Source organism: Streptomyces sp. SCA2-17 (assembly GCF_044336695.1).
Genome location: NZ_CP117521.1, coordinates 1,350,911 through 1,374,236 on the forward strand (window position 1 = coordinate 1,350,911; position 23,326 = coordinate 1,374,236).

Here is a 23,326-nt window from a genome sequence, read left to right on the forward strand (position 1 = left end):
ACAGCGAGGTGCACGGGACGGGAGGGGGTGCGGAGCGTGACCGATCCGGGAGCCGGCGGCCCGCCGCCGGAGCTGGGGCTGACCGCGGCGGAGCAGGCGATGTGGAAGGCGTTCCGCGCGGGCCGCACGCACGACCTGCGCACGCCCCGGCCCGAGTGGAACGACCCGCGCGGCCCGCACGCGTGGGGCCCCGAGCGCAGCGTGCGGGCGCGCGTGGTGGCCCTGCTCCTGCTGGCCGGGCCGCCCCCGCTGCCGGGCAGAGTGGCCGCCCTCAAGCTGAACGGCGTGCAGATCACCGGCACCCTCGACCTCTCCGGCGGCACCGTCGTGCCCTACGTCGAGATGCACAACTGCCGCTTCGAGCAGGAGGTGCTCCTGCCCGAGAGCCAGTTCACCACCCTGCGCCTGGTCGCCTGCTCGCTGCCCCGGCTGGAGGCCGCCCGGCTGCGCACCGAGGGCGACCTGCACCTGCCGCGGTGCGTCGTCCAGCGCGGCATACGGCTGACCGACGCCCAGGTAGGCACCGACCTCCTGCTCAACCAGCTGGTCGTGCGCCCCGACCGGCGCGGGGTCTCCATAGCGGCCGACGGCATGAGCGTCGGGCAGGACATGCAGGCGGAGATGATGCGCTCGTACGGGGAGCTGAGTATGCGCGCCGCGACGATAGGGGTCTCGCTGAGCCTGCGCGGCTCGACGCTGAGCAATCCGCACGGGCGGCGCGCCTTCAACGCCCCGCAGCTGACCGTGGAGCGCACCCTCTATCTCACGGGCGCCGGGGTCGGCGGCTATCCGTTCACCACCGGCACCACTCCCCCGTACGGCATCACCACCACCCCGCAGCACGGCATCCGCACGCAGGCCTTCGAGTGCCGGGGCGGGGTGCGGCTGGACGACGGCCGGTTCGGCGACGCCGTCGACTTCAGCCAGGCCCGGTTCGCGCTGGAGGCCGACCAGGAGGTGTCGCTGCGCCGCATCCAGACGCCCGAGCTGCGCTTCCTCGGCGAGTGGGCGCAGCGCGGGCGCGTGGTGCTCTCCGGCGCCCGCGTGTCCAACCTGGTCGACCGCTACGAGAGCTGGCCCGGGCCCGGCAGCCTGGTCATGGCCGGCTTCTCCTACGAGACGCTGATACCGCTCGGCCACTTCCCCTTGAGCCTGCGCCTTGCGTGGGTGGCCGCCGCCACGCCCGAGTACGCCCCCGAGCCGTACGAGCAGCTGGCGGGCTCCTTACGCGCCGGCGGGGAGGACGCCGACGCCCGGGCCGTCCTCCTCGCCAAGCAGCGCCGCCGCCGCGAGACGCTGCCCCCGGCCGGCAAGGCCTGGGGCTATCTCCAGGACTGGATGGTGGCCTACGGCTACCGGCCCGGCCGGGCGGCCGTGTGGATGGCCGTGCTGTGGGCCGCCGCCGCCGTCTACTTCACCCTGCGGCCCGTGCCGCCGCTGAAGGCGGGCGAGGGCCCCGCCTGGAACCCCTGGCTGTACGCCCTCGATCTGCTCGTGCCGGTCATCGACCTCGGGCAGGGCAACGCCTGGCGGCCGGCGGGCGCGTCGCAGTGGGTGGTCGCCGTGCTGATCCTGCTCGGGTGGGTGCTCGCGACGACCGTGGCGGCGGGCGCCTCCCGGCTGCTGCGCCGGCAGTGAACGCCGGGGCGGCACCGGTGCACAGGCCATTAGGCTTACCGGCTGTGACCACCGCGCGCCTGCCCCTCTTCCCGCTGAACTCGGTGCTGTTCCCCGGGCTCGTCCTGCCCCTGAACGTCTTCGAGCAGCGGTACCGCGCGCTGATGCGCGACCTGGCGGCGCTCCCCGAGGAGGAACCGCGGCGCTTCGGCGTCGTCGCCATCCGCGACGGCAGCGAGGTCGCGCCCACGGCGCCCGGGCTGCCCGAGGGCGCCCGCCCCGAGCCGGGGCCCGCGTCCGGCTTCGGCCCCGACCCGCTCAAGGCGTTCCACGCCGTGGGCTGCGTGGCGGAGGCGGCCACCATCCGGGAGCGCACCGGCGGCACGTACGAGGTCCTCGCCACCGGCACCACCCGCTTCCGGCTGCTGTCCGTCGACGCCTCCGGGCCGTACCTGCTGGGCGAGGTCGAGGACATCGAGGAGCAGCAGGGCGAGGGCGCGGGCGCGCTCGCCTCCGGCGTCGTCCGGGCCTTCCGCGCCTACCAGAAGCGCCTCGCCGGGGCCACCGAGCGCACGCTCGCCGGGCAGGCCGACCTGCCGGGCGAGCCGTCCGTGCTCTCCTACCTCGTCGCCGCGGCGGCCATGCTCGACACCCCGGCGAAGCAGCGGCTCCTGGAGACGCCGGACACCGCGACGCGGCTCGCGCGCGAGCTGAAAATGCTGCGCACCGAGACCGCGGTGATCAGTAAGCTCCCGTCGCTGCCGGCCGTCGACTTCACCCGGCAGCCGACGAACCCCAACTGACCGGACGGAGCGGACTCTTGGCCCGCAAGCAGCGGTCGGGCTCGACCCCGGCCATCGTCGCCCTGGAGAAGGCGGGGACCGTCTTCTCCGTGCACTCCTACGACCACGACCCGGCGGTCGCCTCCTACGGGACCGAGGCCGCGGAGGCCCTCGGGCGGGATCCGGCCCAGGTCTTCAAGACCCTCGTCGCCGAAGTCGACGGCGCGCTGACCGTCGCCGTCGTGCCCGTCTCCGGCTCCCTCGACCTGAAGGCCCTCGCGGCGGCCGTCGGCGGCAAGCGGGCGGCGATGGCCGACCCGGCGGCCGCGGAGCGCACGACCGGGTACGTACGGGGCGGGATCTCACCGCTCGGGCAGCGCCGGCGGCTGCCGACCGCGCTGGACGCCTCCGCGCGCTCCCACGCGACGATCTGCGTCTCGGCGGGGCGGCGGGGCCTGGAGGTCGAGCTCTCGCCCGGTGACCTGGCCGCGCTCACGGGCGCGGTGGTCGCGCCGATCGCCCGGGGGTGACGGGGCCCTGCGGGCGGCGCTACGGGTGCCCGGGGGTCTGGACGGCCGCCCGTCCCTCGGCTAGGACCGTCAGGAGCGGGCCGCCGCGCGTGCGGCCCGCGACTCGGGAGGGACGCCCATGTCCAAGCGCACCCGCAAGCGCCGCTGGCGCGTCAAGAAGAACCGCGCCAATCACGGCCGCAGGCCGGCGTAGCCGCCCCGCTCATCGGGGCACGTGACGGTCCCGGTGCCGGGCCATTCCGCCGGTCCCTCGCCGCGGGGGCACTTCGCCGTCGCGGCGGGGGTTTCTGCCTGGCGGCAGAGCGCCTTCGGGCCGGGGCCTCCCCCTCCGCCGCGACGGCGCGCAACCCCCACCGGAGGTGACCGGCGGTGCCGGGCCCCCTCAGCCCCGGACGTCCCGTTCCCCGGACGTCCAGTCCGGCTCCGGCTCCGGGTCCCGCGGCCCGAACAGCGCCGTCAGCACCAGGTGGACCGCCATCGCCGCGAGCGGCCACGCCAGCAGCGCCCCCTTCGCCGCGAGCTTGAGCGGCGCGTCGAAGACGACACCCCGCCCCGCCGCCCGCGCCGCGGCGACCACGTCGGACGTGGGCCCGAGCCACATGCCCACGCGCCAGGCGATCAGCGAGGCGACGAGCGACCCCACGGCCAGCCCCGCCACCAGCGGAACGCCCCCGCGGCGCCGCAGCCAGAAGACGACGGCCGCGCTGAGCACGCCGAACCCGAGCGCCAGCAGGGCGAACGTGCCGTCGGCGCCGATGGCCTGCTCGCCCTCGCTGTTCTTCAGGTAGACGGCCTTGCCGTCCGAGATGAGCGGGACCCGCGGCGCAAGCCACACCCACAGCAGCCCCAGCAGCACGCCGGCCACGGCCACCGCCGCGGCGACGACCGCGGCCTGCCGCAGTTCGGTGCGCAGCTCGGCGCGGCGCTCGGCCTCGTCCGAGGGAAGGGGCGCGGGCTCCGCAGACGCGGCCCCCGCCCCGGTGCCGGGCTCGTTCGAGGGCGGGTCATGCGGCGTCAGCGGTGCGGTCACCCTGTCATCGTGCCAGGTCGGCGCCGCGGACCCGGCGGCAGGACGGTCCTGGCGCGTCACCGCACGGCCGCCCGGCGGTACGCCCACGTCGCCACGGCGAGCGAGACCACGCCGACGGCGGCGCACACGCCGAGGTCGGCGGCGACCACGGCCCAGTCAGGGCGCGCGTCGAAGGTGCGGGCGAGCGCCTCCACTCCGTACGTGGAGGGGAGCAGGTCGCGCGCGTAGGCGATGGGGGCGGGCATGTGCGCGGCGGGCAGCACGCCCAGGAGGAGGGCGGCCGACATGCCGAGCTGCCCGCAGAGCGTGGCCAGTTCCTGGCGGGGCGCGAGCAGCCCGAGGGCGGCGCCCAGCCCGGCGAGGGCCGCGCCGGAGAGCGGGACGACGGCGGCGAGCACCCACAGGTGCCCCATGGGGAGGCCGAAGAGGGCGCTGCCCACGACCGCGGTGACGGCGGTGCCGGGCACGGTGAAGGAGGCGTACGCGGCGGCCGCGCCGAGCACGACGGCGGCGGGCGGCACGGGCAGCGTCGCGTAGTGGTCGAGGCCGCCGCTCGCGCGCAGCTGGCCGAAGTACTGGGCGAGGAGGTTGAGGGCGACGAAGGCCACGACGAGCACGCTGGAGCCGGCCACGACGGCCCGCGCCTCGGCGCCGCCGTCCACCACGCCCCGCATCATGATCATGATGCCGACGGACTGGAACGTCGCCACGAACAGCAGCGGGATCCGCGCGACCCGGGCCCGCGAGAGCTGCGCGCGGTAGACGGCGGCCAGGGCGGGCAGCAGCTTCGCCCGGGGCGCGAGCGGGGCGGCGGCGTCGCCGCCGGACCGCGGCCGGGCCTCGCTCCCGGACCGGACCGCCCCGGCGGTCACCGCTTCTGCGGACACAGCACTCACCCGGCACAGCTCCTGTTCAGTCCGGTCGGCAGGGCTCTCGTCACGGCTCCCGTCACGCCTTCACCAGCCCTTCCGCGCCCTCCGCACGGCCCCCGAGGGCGAGGTAGACGTCCTCCAGGCTGGGCGTGGTGAGGGTGAAGTCGTCGAGCGCGGCGAAGGCGGGCCCGCCGGTCACGGCGGCGACGGCGGCGCGCGCCTCGGCGGGGGCGAGCCGCAGCGTCCAGCGCCGGCCGGCGGCCTGCGCGGCGTCGCGCAGCGCGGCGACCTCGGGGACGTGCAGAGGGGCCTCGGCGCGCCAGACGAGCTCGACGCGGACCTCGTCGCCGACGAGCTCCTTCAGCCCGGCGGGCGTGTCGCAGGCGATGATCCGGCCGCGCTCCAGCACGGCGACGCGGTCGAGGACGGTCTCGGCCTCGATGACGTTGTGGGTGACGAGCAGGACGGTCGCGCCGTGCTCGGCGCGCCGCCGGTCGACGGCGGCCCAGACGGCGCGGCGCGCGACGGGGTCCATGCCGGCGGTGGGCTCGTCGAGGACGAGGACCGGCCGGTCGCCGACGAGCGTGGCGGCGAAGCAGGCGAGGCGGCGCTGGCCGCCGGAGAGCTTCTTCAGGGGGCGCCCGGCGATCGGCGTGAGGCCCAGCTCTTCGAGGACGGCGTCGCGCTCCTCGCGGGCCGCCCGCAGGCCGAGGCCGCGGAGCCGGCCGGTGGTCTCGGCGGCGAGGGCGACGGTCAGCTCGTCGAGGGCGGTGGACTCCTGGCCGAGGTAGCCGACGAGGCGCGCGGCGCGCTCGGGGTGACGGACGAGGTCGTGGCCGAGGAGCTCGACGCTGCCCTCGTCGGGGCGGAGCAGGCCGGTCAGCTGGCGGACGAGGGTGGACTTGCCGGCGCCGTTGGGGCCGAGCAGCCCGAAGATCTCGCCGCGCCGGATCTCCAGGTCGATGCCGTCACTCGCGCGTACGGCGGCGGTGCCGGGCGCGCCGCGGCGGCCGCGCGCGGCGGGATAGGTCTTGACCAGGCCGCGCACGGTGCACACCGTGGCGGCTGCAACCGCCTCATTCACGCCCGTCCTCACGAGCTATGAGGGTACGCGCCCCCGCGCCCGCGGCGGGCTCCGGGGGGCGCGGGTCGGGCGCGGTGCCCCTCAGTCCGCCGCCGGAGTGCGCTCCGCCGCCGTACGGGTGTCGATTTCGCGCCAGAAACCGGCCCGGATCGCGTAGCGGTCGTGTTCGTCGATCTGGTCGTCCTTGTGGGCGAGCAGGCCGAAGCGGGCGGCGTAGCGCAGCAGCTCCCCGTCGATGCGGTGCGGGATGCGGGGGTACTCGGTGGAGAGGTGCTGGAGGTGGACGGCGTCGGTGAGGCGCTCGGCCCAGCGCCGGGCGAAGACCTGGCCGACCTCGAAGGGGTCGCCGCCGACGGTGGTGATGTCCTCTTCGCGGTCGGCCCAGCGCTGTTCGGCGCTGGTGAGCTGGGCGAGCATCGGCAGGAGGGCGGTTTCGGAGGGCTCGCCGGGGCCGCCGGTGCCGGGGCGCTCGATCCAGCCCTTGTCGGAGGACCAGCGCAGGGTGGCGTTGGCGGCGAGGGCGGAGCCGTTGCTCTGGCCGGAAGCGCCGCCCTGGCCGGAGGCGGGCCCGCCGGAGCGGTCGGCGGGCTGGGCGGCGAGGCCGCGGCCGAGGGTGGCGAGGTCCTTGGGGGTGGGCACGCCGCGGGCGGCGGGGGTCTCGGGGGCGTCCTGGTCGCCGGGCGCGGCCTCGGTGGTGGCGGGGGCGGCGGGCCGGGAGCCGTTGCGCTCGGCGGGCACGGGCTCGGCGGAGCGGGGGGCGGGGGCGGCGGCCGCGGCGGCGCTCTCGGGGAGGGGGGCGGAGAGGATCGCGGCGATCTCGGGGCCGGGGGCGGGCTGCGGGGCGCAGGCGCCGGTGAGCTCTTTGGCGCGGACGGCGCGGGTGATCCACGTGCGGTCGAGGACGCGGCGCTCGTCGGCCTCGGCGACGAGGTCCTCGGACTGGTTGTAGTCGCCGTCGGCGGCCTGGACGGCCCACAGGTGGACGGCGACGCCGTGCTCCTTGGCGGACATCAGGCCGGGCAGGAGATCGCCGTCGCCGGTGACGAGGACGATGTCGGAGCACGCGCGGTTGCGGGCGAGCTCGGTGAGCTCGGCGTGCATGGCGGCGTCCACGCCCTTCTGGGCCCAGCGGCCGTCGCTGCGGGTCAGGGCGCCCAGCCGGACGGTGACCCGGGGCATGACGCGGAGCCTGCGGTGCTCGGGCTGGGGCACCCGGTCGGGCGCGCCGTCGAACCAGTAGATCCTCAGGAGGGGCTGCTCGGTCTCGGCCTCGGCGCGCTCGCGCAGCCCCTGGATGAGGATCGCGTGGTCGACGGAGATGCGGGACCGGGCGGGCTCACCGGCCAGCAGGCTCGCGGCGGCGCCCAGCAGATACCCGGCGTCCACCAGGACGACGCAGCGGTCCACGTTCCACCCTCTTTCTGTGCGTGCAGAAATTGCGGTCGCCCCCCGGCACGGCAGTGCCCCGGTTTTCCTCGGCTTTCCTTGGAGTCTGCCCGACCGTGCGGGGGTTATCAGTCCGAACTGGATCTTCGGCGTGGCGGATACGCCCTCCCGGCGGTAAGTGCACGCATCACGCACGGTAATTACCCGAAATGCGCGGTTCGGCAGTGCGTGCGAGGGTGACCGCAGGGGGTCGTCCCGATGTGGAGGCACTTCAGCATGGCGAAGAACAAGGACCGGAAGCAGCCGAAGTCGGCGAGTGCCGCGGAGCGCGGCCAGCAGCAGGCCAGGAGCTCCTCGATCGAGTCCCAGAGCGAGCAGCGGGCCACGCAGGTCACCCCGGGCGACATGACTCGCAAGAGCAAGCAGAAGCGCTTCGGCCACAACTGAGCGGCGCCCGAAGGGTGCCCGGCCGAAAAGAGAGGGCGCCCACCGGCGCTTTGATGCGCACGAGGGGCGCACCCGGCTGATCCGGGTGCGCCCCTCGTGCGCGGGTGCGGGCCCGGCGGGCACCGGCAGGGTGCCCGCCGGGCCCGCGGGTTGCTCAGCCGGTGCCCGCCAGGGGCGTCAGCCGGCCAGGCAGGACGGGCCGAGCAGTTGCTTCAGGTCGCCGAAGAGCGCCGGGTCGGGGGTGACCCGGTGCCGGTCCAGGCGCAGGACGGTGGTCTTCCGCGGCCCCTGGAGCTTGATCCGCACCTCGGTGGAGCCCCGGTGGTGGGTGAGGACCTGGCCGAGCCGCTCCACCATGGGCGGGGTGACCTTCACCGTGGGGATGGTGATGACCACGGGGGCGTTGGTGCCTGCGTTCGACAGGTCGGGGACCATCATCTCCATGGCCACCAGGCGCGGGATGTCCTCGCGCTTGTCGAGGCGGCCCTTGACGAAGACGACACAGTCCTCGACGAGCTGGGTGGAGACCAGCTGGTAGGTGGCGGGGAAGAACATGCAGTCGATGGAGCCGGCCAGGTCCTCGACGGTGGCGATGGCCCAGGCGTTGCCCTGCTTGGTCATCTTGCGCTGGAGGCCCGAGATGATGCCGCCGATGGTCACGATCGCTCCGTCGGCGTGCTCACCGCCGGTGAGCTGGGAGATCGCGGCGTCGGCCTTGTCGTTGAGGACGTGCTCGATGCCGAAGAGCGGGTGGTCGGAGACGTAGAGGCCGAGCATCTCGCGCTCCTGCGCGAGGAGGTAGGTCTTCTCCCACTCGACGTCGGAGAACTCCACGTCCAGCCCGAAGCCGGGGCCGTCGTCAGCCCCTTCTCCATCGGCACCGCCCATTCCGCCGAAGAGGTCGAACTGGCCCTCGGCCTCCTTGCGCTTGACCTGGACGACGTTGTCGATCATCGGTTCGTAGTGCGCGGTGAGGCCCTTGCGGGTGTGGCCCATCTCGTCGAAGGCGCCGGCCTTGATCAGCGATTCGACGGTGCGCTTGTTGCAGACGACGGCCTCGACCTTGTCGAGGAAGTCGGGGAAGGAGCTGTACTTCCCCTTGGACTTGCGGCAGCGGATGATCGAGTCGACCACGTTCTGCCCGACGTTGCGGACGGCGGTGAGGCCGAAGAGGATCACGTCGTCGCCCTGGGCGGCGAAGTTGGCCTCGGATTCGTTGACGTTCGGCGGGAGCACCTTGATGCCCATGCGCCGGCACTCGTTCAGGTAGATCGCCGACTTGTCCTTGTCGTCGCGCACCGAGGTGAGCAGCCCGGACATGTACTCGGCGGGGTAGTTCGCCTTGAGGTAGGCCGTCCAGTACGAGACGAGGCCGTACGCGGCGGAGTGGGCCTTGTTGAAGGCGTAGCCGGCGAAGGGGACCAGCACGTCCCACAGGGCCTGGATGGCCTCGTCGGAGAAGCCCTTCTTCTGCGCGCCCTCCTTGAAGAAGACGAAGTTCTTCGCGAGCTCGTCGGGCTTCTTCTTGCCCATGACGCGGCGGAGGATGTCGGCCTCGCCGAGCGAGTACCCGGCGACGATCTGGGCGGCCTTCTGCACCTGCTCCTGGTAGACGATCAGACCGTAGGTGACGCCGAGGACCTCTTCCAGGGGCTCCTTCAGCTCCGGGTGGATCGGCGTGATCTCCTGCTGGCCGTTCTTGCGCAGGGCGTAGTTCGTGTGCGAGTTCATGCCCATCGGGCCCGGGCGGTACAGCGCGGACACGGCGGAGATGTCTTCGAAGTTGTCGGGCTTCATCAGCCGCAGGAGGGACCGCATGGGCCCCCCGTCGAACTGGAAGACGCCGAGGGTGTCGCCGCGCTGGAGCAGCTCGAAGGTCTTGGGGTCGTCGAGCGGCAGGCTCAGGAGATCGATGTCGATCCCCTTGTTGGCCTTCACCATCTTGACGGCGTCGTCCATGATCGTGAGGTTGCGCAGGCCGAGGAAGTCCATCTTCAGCAGGCCGAGCGACTCACAGCTCGGGTAGTCCCACTGCGTGATGGTGACGCCGTCGGTGTGCCGGACCCAGACCGGGACGTGGTCGGTGATCGCCTCGCTGGACATGATCACGCCGGCCGCGTGCACGCCCATCTGCCGGACCAGGCCCTCGACGCCGCGCGCGGTGTCGATGACCTTCTTGACGTCCGGCTCGTTCTCGTACATCCCGCGGATCTCGGCGGCCTCGCTGTAGCGCGGGTGCTGGGGGTCGAGGATGCCGGAGAGCGGGATGCCCTTGCCGAGGACGTCGGCGGGCATGGCCTTGGTGAGGCGGTCACCCATCGCGTACGGATAGCCGAGGACGCGGGCGGAGTCCTTGATCGCGTTCTTGGCCTTGATGGTGCCGTAGGTGCCGATCATGGCGACCTTGTCGGCGCCGTACTTCTCGGTCACGTAGCGGATGACCTCGGCGCGCCGGCGCTCGTCGAAGTCGATGTCGACATCGGGCATCGAGATGCGCTCGGGGTTGAGGAAGCGCTCGAAGATCAGGCCGTGCGGGATGGGGTCGAGGTCGGTGATGCCCATGGCGTAGGCCACGATCGAGCCGGCCGCGGAGCCGCGGCCCGGGCCGACGGCGATGCCCTGCTTCTTGGCCCACATGATGAAGTCGGCGACCACGAGGAAGTAGCCCGGGAAGCCCATCGAGATGATGGTGTCCATCTCGTACTCGACCTGCTTCATGCGGTCCTCGGGGATGCCGTCGGGGAAGCGGCGGTGCATCCCGCGCATGGTCTCCTCACGGAACCAGGTGACCTCGGTGTAGCCCTCGGGGATGTCGAACTTCGGCATGAGGTTCTTGGCCTTGAACATGCCGTCGGTGTTGATCTGCTCGGCGACCAGGCGGGTGTTCGCGCAGCCCTCCTGCCAGGCGTCCGAGGAGTCGATGGCGTACATCTCCTCCGTGGACTTCAGGTAGTAGCCCGTGCCGTCGAAGCGGAAGCGGTCGGGGTCCGAGAGGTTCTTGCCGGTCTGGATGCAGAGCAGGGCGTCGTGGGCCTCGGCCTCGTGGGCGTACGTGTAGTGCGAGTCGTTGGTGACCAGCGGCGGGATGCCGAGCTTCTTGCCGATCTCCAGCAGGCCGTCGCGGACGCGGCGCTCGATCTCGATGCCGTGGTCCATCAGCTCCAGGAAGTACCGGCCCTCGCCGAAGATGTCCTTGTAGTCGCTGGCCGCCTGCATGGCCTCGTCGAACTGGCCGAGCCGGAGCCGGGTCTGCACCTCGCCGGACGGGCAGCCGGTCGAGGCGATCAGGCCCTCGGACCACTGGGAGATCGTCTCCTTGTCCATGCGGGGCCACTTCGTGAGCCAGCCCTCGGCGTAGGCGTCGGAGGAGAGGCGGAAGAGGTTGTGCAGGCCGGTCACGTCGGCCGCCCAGATCGTCTTGTGGGTGTAACCACCCGAACCCGAGACGTCGTCGCGCTTCTGGTGGGGCTGGCCCCACTGGATGCGGCGCTTGTTGCGCCGGGACTCCGGGGCGACGTAGGCCTCGATGCCGATGATCGGGGTGATCTCCGCCTTCTTCGCCTGGTGGAAGAAGTCGTACGCCCCGTGGAGGTTGCCGTGGTCGGACATGGCGATGTGTGTCATGCCCATCTCATTGCAGGCATTGAACATGTCCTTGAGCCGCGCGGCACCGTCCAGCAGGGAGTACTGGGTGTGGACGTGCAGGTGCGTGAAGGGCGGCTTGTTGGCCACGGTGGGAGACCTCCGACGGGAGCGAGCAGCGGGGCGCGGCGGACGCAGCGGGACAGTTTTGAAGGTTACCGGCCCCCACCGACAGCCGCGGGCACGCGCCGGTACCCTCACGCGTTGAGCACGTCAGCACACATGTTCGTTCCATGCCCCACCCCAGGAGGACCCCGCGATGGCGACCGAGCACGACCGGGCCGCGCAGCGCGGCGAGGAGATCCTTGCCGTTTTCGACACCGCCTTCGGTGAGCTGCTCGCGGCCGACCCCGCCGCCTTCCGGGTCAAGTTCCGGAAGATGGCGGCCTCCGCCTTCGCCTTCTACCGGGGCACGGCGTGCCTCTTCTACCGGGACATGGCCGAGCAGGCCCCGGAAGGCGCCTCCGGTCCGTACCTGGACGAGCGCACCAGCCGGGTGTGGATCCACGGCGACCTCCACGCCGAGAACTTCGGCACGTACATGGACGCCAACGGCCGCCTGATCTTCAACGTCAACGACTTCGACGAGGCCTACGTCGGCCCCTTCACCTGGGACCTCAAGCGCTTCGCCGCCTCGATCGCCCTGATCGGCTACACCAAGGCGCTCAGCGACGAGAAGATCACCGAGCTGGTGCGGATCTACGCCGCCGCCTACCGCGAGCGCATCCACGCCCTGGCCGCCGGGGCCGCCCACGACGAGCTGCCGCCGTTCACGCTCGACACCGCCGACGGCCCGCTGCTGGGCGCGCTGCGCGAGGCGCGCTCCATGACGCGCTTCGGGCTGCTCGCCTCGATGACGGAGATCCGCGAGCACGACCGGCGCTTCACCGCCGACGGCGGCGCCATCGAGCTGGACGCCGCCACCCGCTACAAGGTCCTCGCGGCCTTCGACGGCTATCTGGAGACGCTGCCCGACACCAGCCTCGCCCGCCCCGACTCCTACCGCGTCAAGGACGTCGTCGGCCGCCGCGGCATCGGGATCGGGAGCGCCGGCCTGCCCTCGTACAACATCCTCCTGGAGGGCAACAGCGACGCCCTGGAGAACGACGTCGTCATCTACATGAAGCAGGCGCAGACCCCGGCGGTCTCCCGGCACGTCACCGACCGGGCCGTGCGCGACTACTTCCACCACGAGGGCCACCGCACGGTGATCTCGCAGCGCGCGCTCCAGGCGCACGCCGACCCGTGGCTGGGCTGGACGGAGATCCAGGAGGGGGGCCGGGTGACCGGGCAGCTGGTCGCCGAGGTCTCGCCGTACGCCGTCGACCTCGACTGGTCCGACCTGGACGACCCGGCCGAGATCGCGGCCGTCGTCGCCGACCTGGGCCGGGCGACGGCCACCATGCACGCGGCGGCGGACGACCAGAGCGGCCACTCGCTGGTGCCCTTCTCCACCGAGCGGGCCATCGACGCCGTGATCGCCGCCGACGAGGAGGGCTTCCCGGAGCTCCTGGTGGACTTCGCCCACTCTTACGGGGCCCGGGCCCGCGCGGACCACCAGATCTTCGTGGACCTCTTCCGCAACGGCCGCATCCCGGGCCTCTAGGCCCCTGGGCCCCGGGCCCCCGGCCGTGGGGCGCACCCTTTAGCCAAGGCTTACGGCGGGCCGTGCCAGACTCGTTCTTCATGGACATATCGGCGGCATGGGTGCGGGCACTGCGCGCGGCGCTGTTCACAGCGCTGTGCGTCACGCTGTCCGCGGGCTCCCACGTGCTGCTGTCCGGAAGGCCGCTGCCCCTGCTGACCGTGGGGGCGGCCTCCGCGGCCGTCTTCGCGCTCGCCTACTCCCTGGCCGGGCGGGAGCGCGGCTACGGGCGCATCGCCGCCCTCCTGGTCCCCCTGGAGCTCGGCGCGACCGCGCTCTTCACCACCGGGCAGGACACCTGCTACGGCCGGCCCGGCCACCCCGCCTCCGCCCCGGGGGCGCTGGCCTGGCTGTGCAGCGGCAGCACGGGCGGGCCGCTCGCCCGGCTCGCCTCCCCGGGCAGCGCCCCGTGGCTGCTGTTCGCGGGACACGTCGCGGTCGGCCTGCTGGCCGCCGCGTGGCTGCGCCGCGGCGAGCGGGCGCTGGCCGAGCTGCTGTGCGCGGCGGCCGCCGCCGTGTGCCGCCCGCTGCGGCTCCGCACCGCGATCGGCGCCCCGGTGCCCGGCGGGGTGACCGTACGGTTCGTGCGGGCAGCTCTCCCCGGCCGCACCCTTCCGCTCCTCGTCCACTCCGTCGTACGGCGCGGGCCGCCGCCGGGACCGGCCTTCGGCCGGACCCCCGCCTGACCCACCCCACGTATCACGGAAAGATCGCACCACCATGAGCAAGCGCAACAACTGGGAGAACAAGCAGACCGCCCGCGAGCGGCTGCGCGCCGAGCGCGAGCGCCAGGCCAAGAAGGACAGGACCCGCCGCCAGCTGATCGTCGGCGGCGCCGTCGTCGCGGTCCTGGCCGTCGGCGCGGGCGTCGTCGTGGCCGTCTCCCAGCTGGGCAAGGACGGCAAGAGCGGCCTGAACGAGAGCTGGGAGGCCGCCTCCAAGCAGGAGCTCGTCAAGCCCGCCAACACCGGCGGCGACAAGGGCACCGAGATCCTCATCGGCAAGAAGGACGCCCAGCACACCCTGGACCTCTACCAGGACATGCGCTGCCCGATCTGCTCCGTCTTCGAGCAGAGCGTCGGGGACACCATCGACAAGGACGTCAAGGACGGCAAGTACAAGGTCTCGTACCACGTCGCCACGTTCCTCGACCGCAACTTCGGCGGCAGCGGCTCCAAGAACGCCCTCAGCGCGCTCGGCGCCGCCCTGAACGTCAGCCCCGAGGCCTTCAGCGCCTACAACAAGGCCCTCTACTCCAAGGCCAACCACCCCAGCGAGACGAAGGACGACTACGCCAAGGACGACGTCCTGCTGAAGGTCGCCGACGAGGTCCCGGCGCTCAAGGGCAACAAGGACTTCGAGAAGAACGTCAAGGACGGCACGTTCGACAAGTGGGCGCTGACGGTGTCCGACGAGTTCGACAAGGCCAAGGACGTCACCGGCACCCCCACCCTCAAGATGAACGGCAAGAAGCTGACGGCGGAGGACGGGAAGAACGTCCCGATCACCCCCGACCAGTACACCAAGGCGGTCGACGGAGCGCTCAAGTCCTGAGGCCCGTAACCCCGGTGACCCGTCCCCTCCGGTGACGTTCAGTGATGCCGAATCTTGACACGACACTTAACGGATGCCGTGGCAGACTTCGGCCTCATGGAGGGGACGGGAGTTCGATTGAGGGCGCTGCGTGCGGCGTTCTTCACGGCGCTCTGTGTCACGCTGTCCGCCGCTTCGCACGTCCTGCTCTCCCGCACGCCCCTGCCCGCGGCCACGGTCGCCGGGCTGGCGGCGCTGTTCTTCGCCGTCGCCTACGCCCTCGCCGGCCGTGAGCGCGGCTACGGCTCCATCGCGGCGCTGCTGATCCCGCTGGAGCTGACGGCGGACACCGTCTTCACGACGGGCCAGCACGCGTGTTACGGCCGGGCCGGCGGCCCCGTCGCGGGCCCGCTGCACTCCCTGGGCCTCGACTTCGCCTGCCGCGGCGAGATCGGCACCCCGCTGGCCCGCATGGCCGTGCAGGGCGGCCCGGAGCCGGCCGCCGGCGCCGCGCTGCCCTGGCTGCTGCTCGCCTGCCACATCGCGGTGGGCCTGCTGGCCGCCGCCTGGCTGCGCCGCGGCGAAGCGGCCCTGGCCGGGCTGCTGCGCGCCGCCGCGACCCGCGCCTTCGGCGCGCTGCTGGCCCTCCCCGCCTTGAGCGTGCCCGCCGGCCCGGCCGCGCGCCTGCGCCCCGCCCGCCGCACGCTCCGCGCGCGCGGGCTCCCGCTCCTCGTCCACTCCGTCGTACGGCGTGGACCGCCCCTCGCTCCCGCACCTGCCTGAGCACGCGGTCCACCCCCACTCGTACACAACCGGAGAAGCCGTCATGAGCAACCGCAACAACCAGCAGAACAAGCAGGCCGCGCGCGAGCGGCTGCGCGCCGAGCGCGAGCGCCAGGCCAAGCGGGACAAGACGCGCCGTCAGCTCTTCGTCGCCGGCGCCATCGTCGCCGTCCTCGCGATAGCCGGCGGCGTCGGCTACGCGGTGAGCAACATGGGCGACAGCAAGGGCGGCAACAGCTGGGCGGGCGACAAGCCGCTGGTCAAGCCCGCCAACACCACGGGCGAGAAGGGCGACGAGATCGTCATCGGCGACGCGAAGGCCAAGGAGACCCTCACGGTCTACGAGGACCCGCGCTGCCCCTCCTGCGCCGCCTTCGAGAACGAGTCCGGCGCCCAGCTGCGCCAGGACGTCAAGGACGCCCGCTACAAGGTCCGGTTCGTCATGGTGAACTTCATCGACGACATGGGCCCCGGTGGCGGCACCGGCTCGAAGAACGCCGTCAGCGCCCTCGGCGCCGCGCTCAACGTCAGCCCGGACGCCTTCCTCGCCTACAAGGAAGCGCTCTACTCGCCGAAGAACCACCCCGACGAGCGGGACGACGCCTTCGCGAAGGACGCGCGGCTGATCGAGATCGCGCAGCAGGTCCCGGCCCTGAAGGGCAACAAGGACTTCGAGAAGGCCGTCAACGAGGGCACCTACGACAAGTGGGCCGTCGAGATGGGCACGCTGTTCCAGAAGAACAAGATCGAGGGCACCCCGGCGCTGCTCCACGGCGACAAGAAGCTGACCGGCCCCGGCGGCAAGAACCCGCCGATGGCCAAGCCGGACTTCATCGCCGCCATCGACAAGGAGTTCGGCCCCAAGAAGTAACTGAAGAAACGGTGAAGGCCGGGTGAGGGGCGGAGGAACTGTCAGAGTTCGTCCGCCCCTTCCGCTTACTGGGAAGTAAGGTGATGGCCCGTGACCTCTGACACCTCCATAACGCACATATCGCGCCGAACCGCCGTCACGGCCGCGGCCGGCGCCGCAACCGTCGCGCTCCTCCCCCTCGCCGGGGCCGCCCCGGCGCACGCGGCGGACTCCCCCGCGTTCCTGCACGGCGTCGCCTCGGGCGACCCGCTGCCCGACGGCATCCTGCTGTGGACGCGCGTGACCCCCTCCCCCGACGCGGTCCCCGGCTCGGGGCGCGGAGCGGCCGTCGACGTCGACTGGGAGGTCGCCGAGGACGAGGCGTTCGGCAAGCTCGTCGCCAAGGGCACGGTCAGCGCGACGGCCGCGGCCGACCACACCGTCAAGGCCGACGTCCGCGGCCTGCGCCCGGCGACCGCCTACTGGTACCGCTTCACGGCCGGCGGCGTGCACTCGCCCGCCGCCCGCACCCGGACGGCGCCGGCGGCCGGAGCGGCCGTCCCCGGCCTCCGTTTCGGCGTCGTCTCGTGCGCCAACTGGGAGTCCGGTCACTTCGCGGCCTACCGCCACCTCGCCGACCGCCGCGACCTCGACGCCGTCCTGCACCTCGGCGACTACATCTACGAGTACGCGACCGGCGTCTACCCGCCCGCGGCCCAGGTCGTCCGCCCGCACTCCCCGGCGCACGAGATCGTCACCCTCGCCGACTACCGCACCCGCCACGGCCGTTACAAGACGGACGCTCACTTGCAGGCCCTCCACCAGGCCCACCCCTTCGTGGCCATCTGGGACGACCACGAGTTCGCCAACGACGCCTGGACGGGCGGCGCCGAGAACCACACGCCGGGCGCCGAGGGCGAGTGGTCCGCGCGGGTGGCCGCGGCCAAGCAGGCCTACTTCGAGTGGATGCCCGTACGGCCCTCCACCGCGGGCACCACCTACCGCCGGCTGCGCTTCGGCAACCTCGCCGACCTCCACCTGCTCGACCTCAGATCGTTCAGATCGCAGCAGGTCAAGGCCGGCGACGGCAAGGCCGACGACCCGGAGCGCACGATCACCGGCCGCGCCCAGCTCGACTGGCTCAAGGCCGGGCTCGCCTCCTCCGACGCCACCTGGCGCCTCGTCGGCAACCCTGTGATGATCTCCCCCTTCGCCTTCGGCGCCCTCCCCGCCCACCTGCTGGAGCCGCTCGCCAAGCTGCTGGGCCTGCCCGCCGGCGGCATCGCCGCCAACACCGACCAGTGGGACGGCTACACCGACGACCGGCGCGAGCTGCTCGGCCACCTCGACGAGCGCGGGATCCGCAACACCGTCTTCCTGACCGGTGACATCCACATGTCCTGGGCCAACGACGTGCCGAAGAAGGCCGCCACGTACCCGCTGTCGCCGTCCCTCGCCACCGAGTTCGTCGTCACGTCGGTCAGCTCCGACAACCTGGACGACCTCCTGGGCGTGGCCCCGCACACCGTCTCGCTCGCCGCGGCCACGGCCATCAAGGCCGCCAACCGGCACGCGAAGTGGGTGGACATGGACTCCCACGGCTACGGCGTCCTCGACGTCACCCCCGAGCAGGCGCAGATGGACTACTACGCCCTCTCCGACAAGCGGGACCCGAAGGCGACGGCGGAGTGGACCCGCTCGTACCGGACGCGTACGGGCACGCAGCAGGTGGAGCGCGTCAAGACGCCGGTCCGGTAGGGCCTCCGGCCGGGCTTCCGGCGGGGCCGGGGCGTCAGCCCCCGATCTCCTCCAGGAAGCCCAGCGCGACGCGCCACGCCGTCTCCGCCGCCTCCGCGTCGTGGTCGGCGAGGTCCGGGTCCGTGAACAGGTGCCCCGCACCGGGGTACCTGTGGACCTCCACGTCCGCCCCGGCCCGGCCCATGCGCAGGTACCACGCGTTGAGCCAGTCGTGCGGCTCGAACGGGTCCGGGTCGGCGACGTGCAGCTGCACGGGCAGCTCGTCCACGGAGGCGCCCTCGGCGAGGTCCGACGTGCCGTGCAGGAGCAGCAGGCCGCGGGCCTTCTCATCGCCCAGCGCCAGGTTCTGAGCGATCGCCGCGCCGAGCGAGAAACCGGCGTAGACCAGGCCGCGGTCCGACAGCGGGGCGACCGCGGTGACCGCGCGGCGCAGCAGCTCGTCGTGGCCGATCTCGTCCTTGAGGGCCATGCCGTCCTCGACCGTCTCCGCCGTCCGGCCCTCGTAGAGGTCCGGTACGTGCACCTCGTGCCCGGCAGCGCGAAGGCGCTCGGCGGCGGCGTGCACGGCAGGCCTCAGGCCGTAGGCCGAATGAAAAAGGACAATCGTGGTAGAGGACGCCACTGGAGTCACTTCCTAACAGGTGGATCGCGTGCTCCCCATCGTGCCAGTTACGGTCGGAGGGAGCGCCACCCGGTGAGCACGGCCGGCCGGAAGGAGCTGAGGTGTCCATGGAGGGCGTACTGCGTCCGCTGTCCGTCGTCGGCGGGGCGCTGATCGTCACCCTTGTCGTGGGGTGGCTCGCCGACCACGTGCTGCGCAGAATCGACGCGCGGCGCCCCGAGACACCGCTGTGGGACCTGCTCCGCCGCTGCCGGCTGCCGCTCCAGGTCGTGCTGTGCACGGCCCTGCTGCGGGGCAGCTTCCGCTCGGCCGGCGTCCTGCCCGACCACGAGGACGCCGTCGGGCAGGTGCTGACGCTCGTGCTGATCGGCGCCTGCGCGTGGCTGCTGGTCCGGGTCGCCGTCGCCATAGTGGAGGCCTCCTACACCCGCTACGCCGCGCGGGCGGCGGACGCGGCCCGGGTGCGGCGGGTACGGACCCAGGTGACGCTGATCCAGCGAGTCGTCACGGCGGCCGTGTGCGTGGTGGCCGTGGCGGCGATGCTGCTGACGTTCCCCACCATGCGGACCGCGGGGGTCTCCGTGCTGGCCTCCGCCGGCCTCATCGGCATCGTCGCCGGTGTGGCGGCCCAGTCCACCCTCGCGAACCTCTTCGCCGGGCTCCAGATCGCCTTCGGCGACATCGTGCGGATCGGGGACACCGTCGTCGTCGACGGCGAGTGGGGGCGCGTGGAGGAGATCACGCTCACCTATCTCGTCGTCACCACGTGGGACGAGCGGCGCATCACGATGCCGGTCTCGTACTTCACCGGCCGGCCGTTCGAGAACTGGTCGCGCAGCAACCCGCGGATGACCGGGACGGTCTTCTTCCACCTGGACCACTCGACGCCGATAGACCTCATGCGGGAGCGGCTCCACGAGATCCTCCGGGGGCTGCCCGAGTGGGACGGGCGGTCCTGGAGTCTGGTGATCACCGATACGACGCCGTCGACGATCCAGGTGCGGGCGCTGGTGACGGCGAAGGACGCGGACGACATCTGGGCGCTGCGGTGCGTGGTGCGGGAGCGGCTGATCGAGTGGCTGCGGCGGGAGCATCCGTACGCGCTCCCGCGCATCAACACGGCGCCGGCTCCGGGCCTGGAACAGGCTCCCGACCGGCGCCAGGCGCCGCCGCGCTCGGAGGACATCGGCCCGGGCCCCGGCACGACGTAGGCTCCGCCCGGGTCCCTGCACGGTCCGGGGTGCGGCCGGTCCGGCACCGCCGGGGTCCGCCGCGGTGGCTGAGCGCCGCTGCGGCGGAGATTTTCTTGCCTGCCGGCAAGATGCGGACTGTGGCGGCGGCCGCCCGCGCCCCCGGCCGAGGGGCCGCGCCCCTCTCCATCCGCCGCGACGGCGATCAGCCACCGCGGCGCAACCCGGCGGTGCCGGACCGGCGTGCCCCGTACGTCATGCGGACCCGGCGTCAGCCGCGGAGGCTGCGGACGTCCAGGTGGCGGAGGACGCGGTCCACGACCTCCGGGTCCGCGCCCGGTTCCGAGCGCGCGGCCAGCACCTCGCGCCGGGCCGCCGACATCAGTTCCCCCTCCACCCGCTGAAGCGTCTGCAGCCGCTCGACCCGCTGCGCGTGCGCCTCGCGCCGTTCCTCGGCGACCATCTCGGGGCTGATCCTGGCGCCCATGTCGAACGCGCGCCGGCCCAGCATCTCCATCGTGTCCTCGGGGAGGTCCTCTTCCTCCACGATCTCCCACAGGCGGTGCCGCGCCGCCTTCGCCGCGCGCAGGGCCAGCTGCCGCTCCAGCTCCCGGCTCGCGTCGGTGTCGGCGCGCACGCGAAGCAGCTTGACCAGCCAGGGCAGGGTGAGGCCCTGGACGACGAGGGTGGAGACGATGACGGCGAAGGCGACGAAGAGGATCTCGTCCCGGGCCGGGAAAGGCTCTTTGGCGTCCGTGGTCAGGGGGATGGCCAGGGCGAGCGCCACGGACGCCACGCCCCGCATCCCGGACCACCACATCACCACCGTCTCGCGCCAGCTCACGAGGATGTCCTCGTCGACGTCCCGCCGCTTGTGCAGCCTCTTGGCCAGCCAGGCGGCCGGCAGCAGCCACAGCAGCCGCACGCCCACGACGACCGCGACGACGACGGTGCCGATGCCCAGCATCTCGCCCCAGCGGCCGGACGCGGTGGCGATGGCGTTGTGGAGCTCCAGGCCGACGAGGCCGAAGGCGACGCCGGTGACGAGGGTGTCGATGATCTCCCAGAAGGTGTGCCCGGCCAGCCGCCCGAGGACGTCGTCCGCGTCGGTCGCGTACTCGGCGAGGAAGAGGGCGGTGGTCAGCACCGCGAGCACGCCGGAGCCCTTGAGCTCCTCGGCGAGGACGTAGGCGACGAACGGCACCAGCAGGGTGAGCCCGATCTGGAGCGTGGCGTCGCCGAGCATGTCCATGAGCCGCTTGGTGGCCCAGCCGAGGGCCAGGCCGATCGCCACGGCGACCACAGCCGACAGCACCAGCTCGCCGACCGCCTTCGGCAGCGAGAAGCTGCCGCTGACGGCGGCCGCGATGGCCACGTGGTAGAGCACGATGGCGGTGACGTCGTTGAAGAGCCCTTCGCCCTCCAGGATGGAGACCAGGCGGCGCGGCAGCCCGAGGGAGCCCGCGACGGCGGTGGCGGCGACCGGGTCGGGCGGGGCGACGAGCGCGCCGAGGGCGACGGCCGCGGCGAGCGAGATGCCGGGCACGATCGCGTCGGCGACGGCGGCGACGGCCGCGGTGGTGACGAAGACCAGCGCCACCGCCAGCAGGAAGATCGGCCGCCGGTTGGCGGCGAACTGCCGCCACGACGTGCGCTGGGCGGAGGCGTAGAGCAGCGGCGGGAGCACCAGCGGGAGGATGAACTCCGGCGGGACGGCCACGTTGGGCACGAACGGCAGCAGGGCGAGGACGATCCCGCCGAGCGTCATCAGCACCGGGGACGGCAGCCCGATCCGGTCCGCCACCGGCACCATGACCAGCGCCCCGAACAGCAGGACGAAGAGCAGGGCGAGCTGGTCCACGGATGCCCTCCGGGCGGGTCGGTGCGGTCGAACAGGCTTCCAGCCTGCCTCAACCGTCCCCGGCCCGCCCCACGGGGCCCGGCCCGGTTACGCGCTCTCGGCGCGCACCGTGTCCAGCGCGCGCTGGAGGTCCTCGGGATATTCGCTCGCGAACTCGACCCAGCGGCCGTCCTCGGGGTGCTCGAAGCCGAGCCGGACCGCGTGCAGCCACTGGCGGGTGAGCTTGAGGCGCTTGGCGAGGGTGGGGTCGGCGCCGTAGGTGAGGTCGCCGACGCAGGGGTGGCGGTGGGCGGCCATGTGCACGCGGATCTGGTGCGTGCGGCCGGTCTCCAGCTTCACGTCCAGCAGGCTGGCGGCGCGGAAGGCCTCGATCAGGTCGTAGTGGGTGACCGAGGGCTTGCCCTCGGCGGTGACCGCCCACTTGTAGTCGTGGTTGGGGTGGCGGCCGATGGGGGCGTCGATGGTGCCGCTCATCGGATCCGGGTGGCCCTGGACCAGCGTGTGGTAGCGCTTGTCGACCGTGCGCTCGCGGAACTGCTGCTTGAGCAGGGTGTACGCGCGCTCGGACTTGGCGACGACCATCAGGCCCGAGGTGCCGACGTCCAGGCGGTGGACGATGCCCTGGCGCTCGGCGGCGCCGGAGGTGGAGATGCGGTAGCCCGCGGCGGCCAGGCCGCCGATCACGGTCGGGCCCGTCCAGCCGGGGCTGGGGTGCGCGGCCACGCCGACCGGCTTGACGATCACGACGATGTCGTCGTCGTCATGGACGATCTCCATGCCCTCGACAGGCTCGGCGACGATCTGCACCGGCGCGGGCGCGGCGGGCATCTCGACCTCCAGCCAGGCCCCGCCGGTCACCCGGTCGGACTTCCCGGCCTCCGCGCCGTCGAGCTGGACCTTGCCCGAGGCCGCCAGCTCGGCCGCCTTCGTGCGGGAAAAGCCGAACATGCGGGCGATTGCGGCGTCGACGCGCTCACCCTCCAGACCATCGGGTACGGGCAGGGCGCGGATCTCGGGAATGGTGCTCACCCGTCGAGTATGACGGACGGGTGCGACACCCCCGCCCCGGGCTCAGTCCTGGTGGGCCCCGGGGCTCAGTCCTGGTGGACGGTGCCGTCCGGGTCCAGGCCGCGGAAGGACAGGATCACGATGAGGAAACCGCCGCACACGATCGCGGAGTCGGCGAGGTTGAAGACCGCGAAGCCGGACGGCGCGATGAAGTCGACCACGCCGCCCTGGAAGCCGCCCGGCGAGCGGAAGAGGCGGTCGGTGAGGTTGCCCAGCGCGCCGCCGAGCAGCAGGCCCAGCGCGATCGCCCACGGCAGGCTGTAGAGCTTCCGGGCGATCCGGGCGATCACCACGATCACGGCGGAGGCGATCACCGTGAAGACGATCGTCATCGCCTCGCCGATGCCGAAGGCGGCGCCGCGGTTGCGGATCACCTCCAGCTGCAGCCAGGTGCCGATCACCTCGATCGGGTCGTGGTGCTCCAGCTTGGCGACCACGAGCAGCTTGCTGCCGAGGTCGAGGAGGTAGGCGAAGGCGGCCACGGCCAGGAGCACACCGATACGCCGCCTGCCTTTGGCCGTGGCGTCCGCCGCGGCCGCCGGTGTGCCGGTGGTGGTCTGTTCCGCCTCTGTCACGTGAGTCCTTCGACGTCGTCCCGGGGGCCAGGGCCTGCCTGACTGAGGACG

At 72.8% G+C, this 23,326-nt stretch carries 21 protein-coding genes; 12 read left to right on the plus strand and 9 right to left on the minus strand.

What is annotated here, in order from left to right; genetic code table 11:
* Positions 1-36 precede the first annotated feature (36 nt).
* The 4 genes from PS271_RS06025 (at position 37) to PS271_RS06040 (ending at position 3,122) form a co-directional block, all read left to right on the plus strand.
* On the plus strand, positions 37-1,638 hold the full coding sequence (locus PS271_RS06025; RefSeq protein ID WP_398380737.1) for an oxidoreductase: 1,602 nt from the start codon (positions 37-39) through the stop codon (positions 1,636-1,638).
* A gap of 44 nt (positions 1,639-1,682) precedes the next feature.
* Complete coding sequence (locus tag PS271_RS06030) at positions 1,683-2,420, plus strand: LON peptidase substrate-binding domain-containing protein (RefSeq protein WP_398380739.1); 738 nt, start codon at positions 1,683-1,685, stop codon at positions 2,418-2,420.
* Positions 2,421-2,437: 17 nt separating this feature from the next.
* Positions 2,438-2,929 carry a Cys-tRNA(Pro) deacylase gene (gene ybaK / locus PS271_RS06035; RefSeq protein ID WP_398380741.1) on the plus strand — a complete coding sequence of 164 codons (492 nt, stop codon included), beginning with the start codon at positions 2,438-2,440 and terminating at the stop codon, positions 2,927-2,929.
* Positions 2,930-3,047: 118 nt separating this feature from the next.
* Positions 3,048-3,122 (plus strand): 50S ribosomal protein bL37, encoded by a 75-nt coding sequence (locus PS271_RS06040; RefSeq protein ID WP_373300743.1) that lies wholly within the window; start codon positions 3,048-3,050, stop codon positions 3,120-3,122.
* A 189-nt stretch (positions 3,123-3,311) separates the two neighbouring features.
* Here the strand turns inward: PS271_RS06040 and PS271_RS06045 are convergent, their stop codons facing one another.
* The 4 genes from PS271_RS06045 to PS271_RS06060 form a co-directional block, all read right to left on the minus strand.
* Positions 3,312-3,959, minus strand: a complete 648-nt coding sequence (locus PS271_RS06045) for a hypothetical protein (RefSeq protein WP_398380743.1) — start codon at positions 3,957-3,959, stop codon at positions 3,312-3,314.
* A 56-nt stretch (positions 3,960-4,015) separates the two neighbouring features.
* Positions 4,016-4,855 carry an ABC transporter permease gene (locus tag PS271_RS06050; RefSeq protein WP_398380745.1) on the minus strand — a complete coding sequence of 280 codons (840 nt, stop codon included), beginning with the start codon at positions 4,853-4,855 and terminating at the stop codon, positions 4,016-4,018.
* A gap of 52 nt (positions 4,856-4,907) precedes the next feature.
* Positions 4,908-5,888 (minus strand): ABC transporter ATP-binding protein, encoded by a 981-nt coding sequence (locus PS271_RS06055; protein WP_398386695.1) that lies wholly within the window; start codon positions 5,886-5,888, stop codon positions 4,908-4,910.
* A 108-nt stretch (positions 5,889-5,996) separates the two neighbouring features.
* Entirely contained in the window at positions 5,997-7,322 is a 1,326-nt protein-coding gene (locus tag PS271_RS06060; protein WP_398380747.1) for an NYN domain-containing protein, read from the minus strand.
* A 255-nt stretch (positions 7,323-7,577) separates the two neighbouring features.
* Here PS271_RS06060 and PS271_RS06065 point away from each other — a divergent pair, with 255 nt between their 5' ends.
* Positions 7,578-7,748 (plus strand): hypothetical protein, encoded by a 171-nt coding sequence (locus PS271_RS06065; protein WP_398380749.1) that lies wholly within the window; start codon positions 7,578-7,580, stop codon positions 7,746-7,748.
* A gap of 177 nt (positions 7,749-7,925) precedes the next feature.
* On the opposite strand, the gene dnaE is transcribed toward PS271_RS06065, so the two are convergent.
* Positions 7,926-11,480 (minus strand): DNA polymerase III subunit alpha, encoded by a 3,555-nt coding sequence (dnaE, locus tag PS271_RS06070; RefSeq protein ID WP_398380751.1) that lies wholly within the window; start codon positions 11,478-11,480, stop codon positions 7,926-7,928.
* Positions 11,481-11,649: 169 nt separating this feature from the next.
* Between dnaE and PS271_RS06075 the strand changes: the two genes are divergently transcribed.
* The 6 genes from PS271_RS06075 (at position 11,650) to PS271_RS06100 (ending at position 17,959) form a co-directional block, all read left to right on the plus strand.
* Positions 11,650-12,996 carry a DUF2252 domain-containing protein gene (locus PS271_RS06075; protein WP_398380752.1) on the plus strand — a complete coding sequence of 449 codons (1,347 nt, stop codon included), beginning with the start codon at positions 11,650-11,652 and terminating at the stop codon, positions 12,994-12,996.
* Between the two features lie 80 nt (positions 12,997-13,076).
* The gene (locus PS271_RS06080) at positions 13,077-13,721 is read left to right on the plus strand and encodes a hypothetical protein (RefSeq protein ID WP_398386696.1); all 645 of its coding nucleotides are present in this window, start codon (positions 13,077-13,079) and stop codon (positions 13,719-13,721) included.
* 34 nt (positions 13,722-13,755) lie between these two features.
* Positions 13,756-14,589, plus strand: a complete 834-nt coding sequence (locus tag PS271_RS06085) for a thioredoxin domain-containing protein (RefSeq protein ID WP_398380754.1) — start codon at positions 13,756-13,758, stop codon at positions 14,587-14,589.
* Between the two features lie 96 nt (positions 14,590-14,685).
* Complete coding sequence (locus tag PS271_RS06090) at positions 14,686-15,351, plus strand: hypothetical protein (RefSeq protein ID WP_398386698.1); 666 nt, start codon at positions 14,686-14,688, stop codon at positions 15,349-15,351.
* 43 nt (positions 15,352-15,394) lie between these two features.
* Positions 15,395-16,222: a thioredoxin domain-containing protein gene (locus PS271_RS06095; protein WP_398380756.1), complete on the plus strand. Its 828-nt coding sequence runs from the start codon at positions 15,395-15,397 to the stop codon at positions 16,220-16,222.
* A gap of 90 nt (positions 16,223-16,312) precedes the next feature.
* Positions 16,313-17,959 (plus strand): alkaline phosphatase D family protein, encoded by a 1,647-nt coding sequence (locus PS271_RS06100; RefSeq protein ID WP_398380758.1) that lies wholly within the window; start codon positions 16,313-16,315, stop codon positions 17,957-17,959.
* Between the two features lie 34 nt (positions 17,960-17,993).
* On the opposite strand, the gene PS271_RS06105 is transcribed toward PS271_RS06100, so the two are convergent.
* On the minus strand, positions 17,994-18,581 hold the full coding sequence (locus PS271_RS06105; protein ID WP_398380759.1) for a dienelactone hydrolase family protein: 588 nt from the start codon (positions 18,579-18,581) through the stop codon (positions 17,994-17,996).
* A 107-nt stretch (positions 18,582-18,688) separates the two neighbouring features.
* Between PS271_RS06105 and PS271_RS06110 the strand changes: the two genes are divergently transcribed.
* Positions 18,689-19,792, plus strand: coding sequence for a mechanosensitive ion channel family protein (locus PS271_RS06110; RefSeq protein ID WP_398380761.1), 1,104 nt, complete (start codon positions 18,689-18,691; stop codon positions 19,790-19,792).
* Between the two features lie 250 nt (positions 19,793-20,042).
* Here the strand turns inward: PS271_RS06110 and PS271_RS06115 are convergent, their stop codons facing one another.
* From PS271_RS06115 to lspA, 3 genes are all read right to left on the minus strand, one after another.
* Complete coding sequence (locus tag PS271_RS06115) at positions 20,043-21,632, minus strand: Na+/H+ antiporter (RefSeq protein ID WP_398380763.1); 1,590 nt, start codon at positions 21,630-21,632, stop codon at positions 20,043-20,045.
* A gap of 87 nt (positions 21,633-21,719) precedes the next feature.
* Positions 21,720-22,661: an RluA family pseudouridine synthase gene (locus PS271_RS06120; protein ID WP_398380765.1), complete on the minus strand. Its 942-nt coding sequence runs from the start codon at positions 22,659-22,661 to the stop codon at positions 21,720-21,722.
* Between the two features lie 65 nt (positions 22,662-22,726).
* Positions 22,727-23,275 carry a signal peptidase II gene (lspA, locus tag PS271_RS06125; RefSeq protein WP_194960945.1) on the minus strand — a complete coding sequence of 183 codons (549 nt, stop codon included), beginning with the start codon at positions 23,273-23,275 and terminating at the stop codon, positions 22,727-22,729.
* Positions 23,276-23,326: the final 51 nt, after the last annotated feature.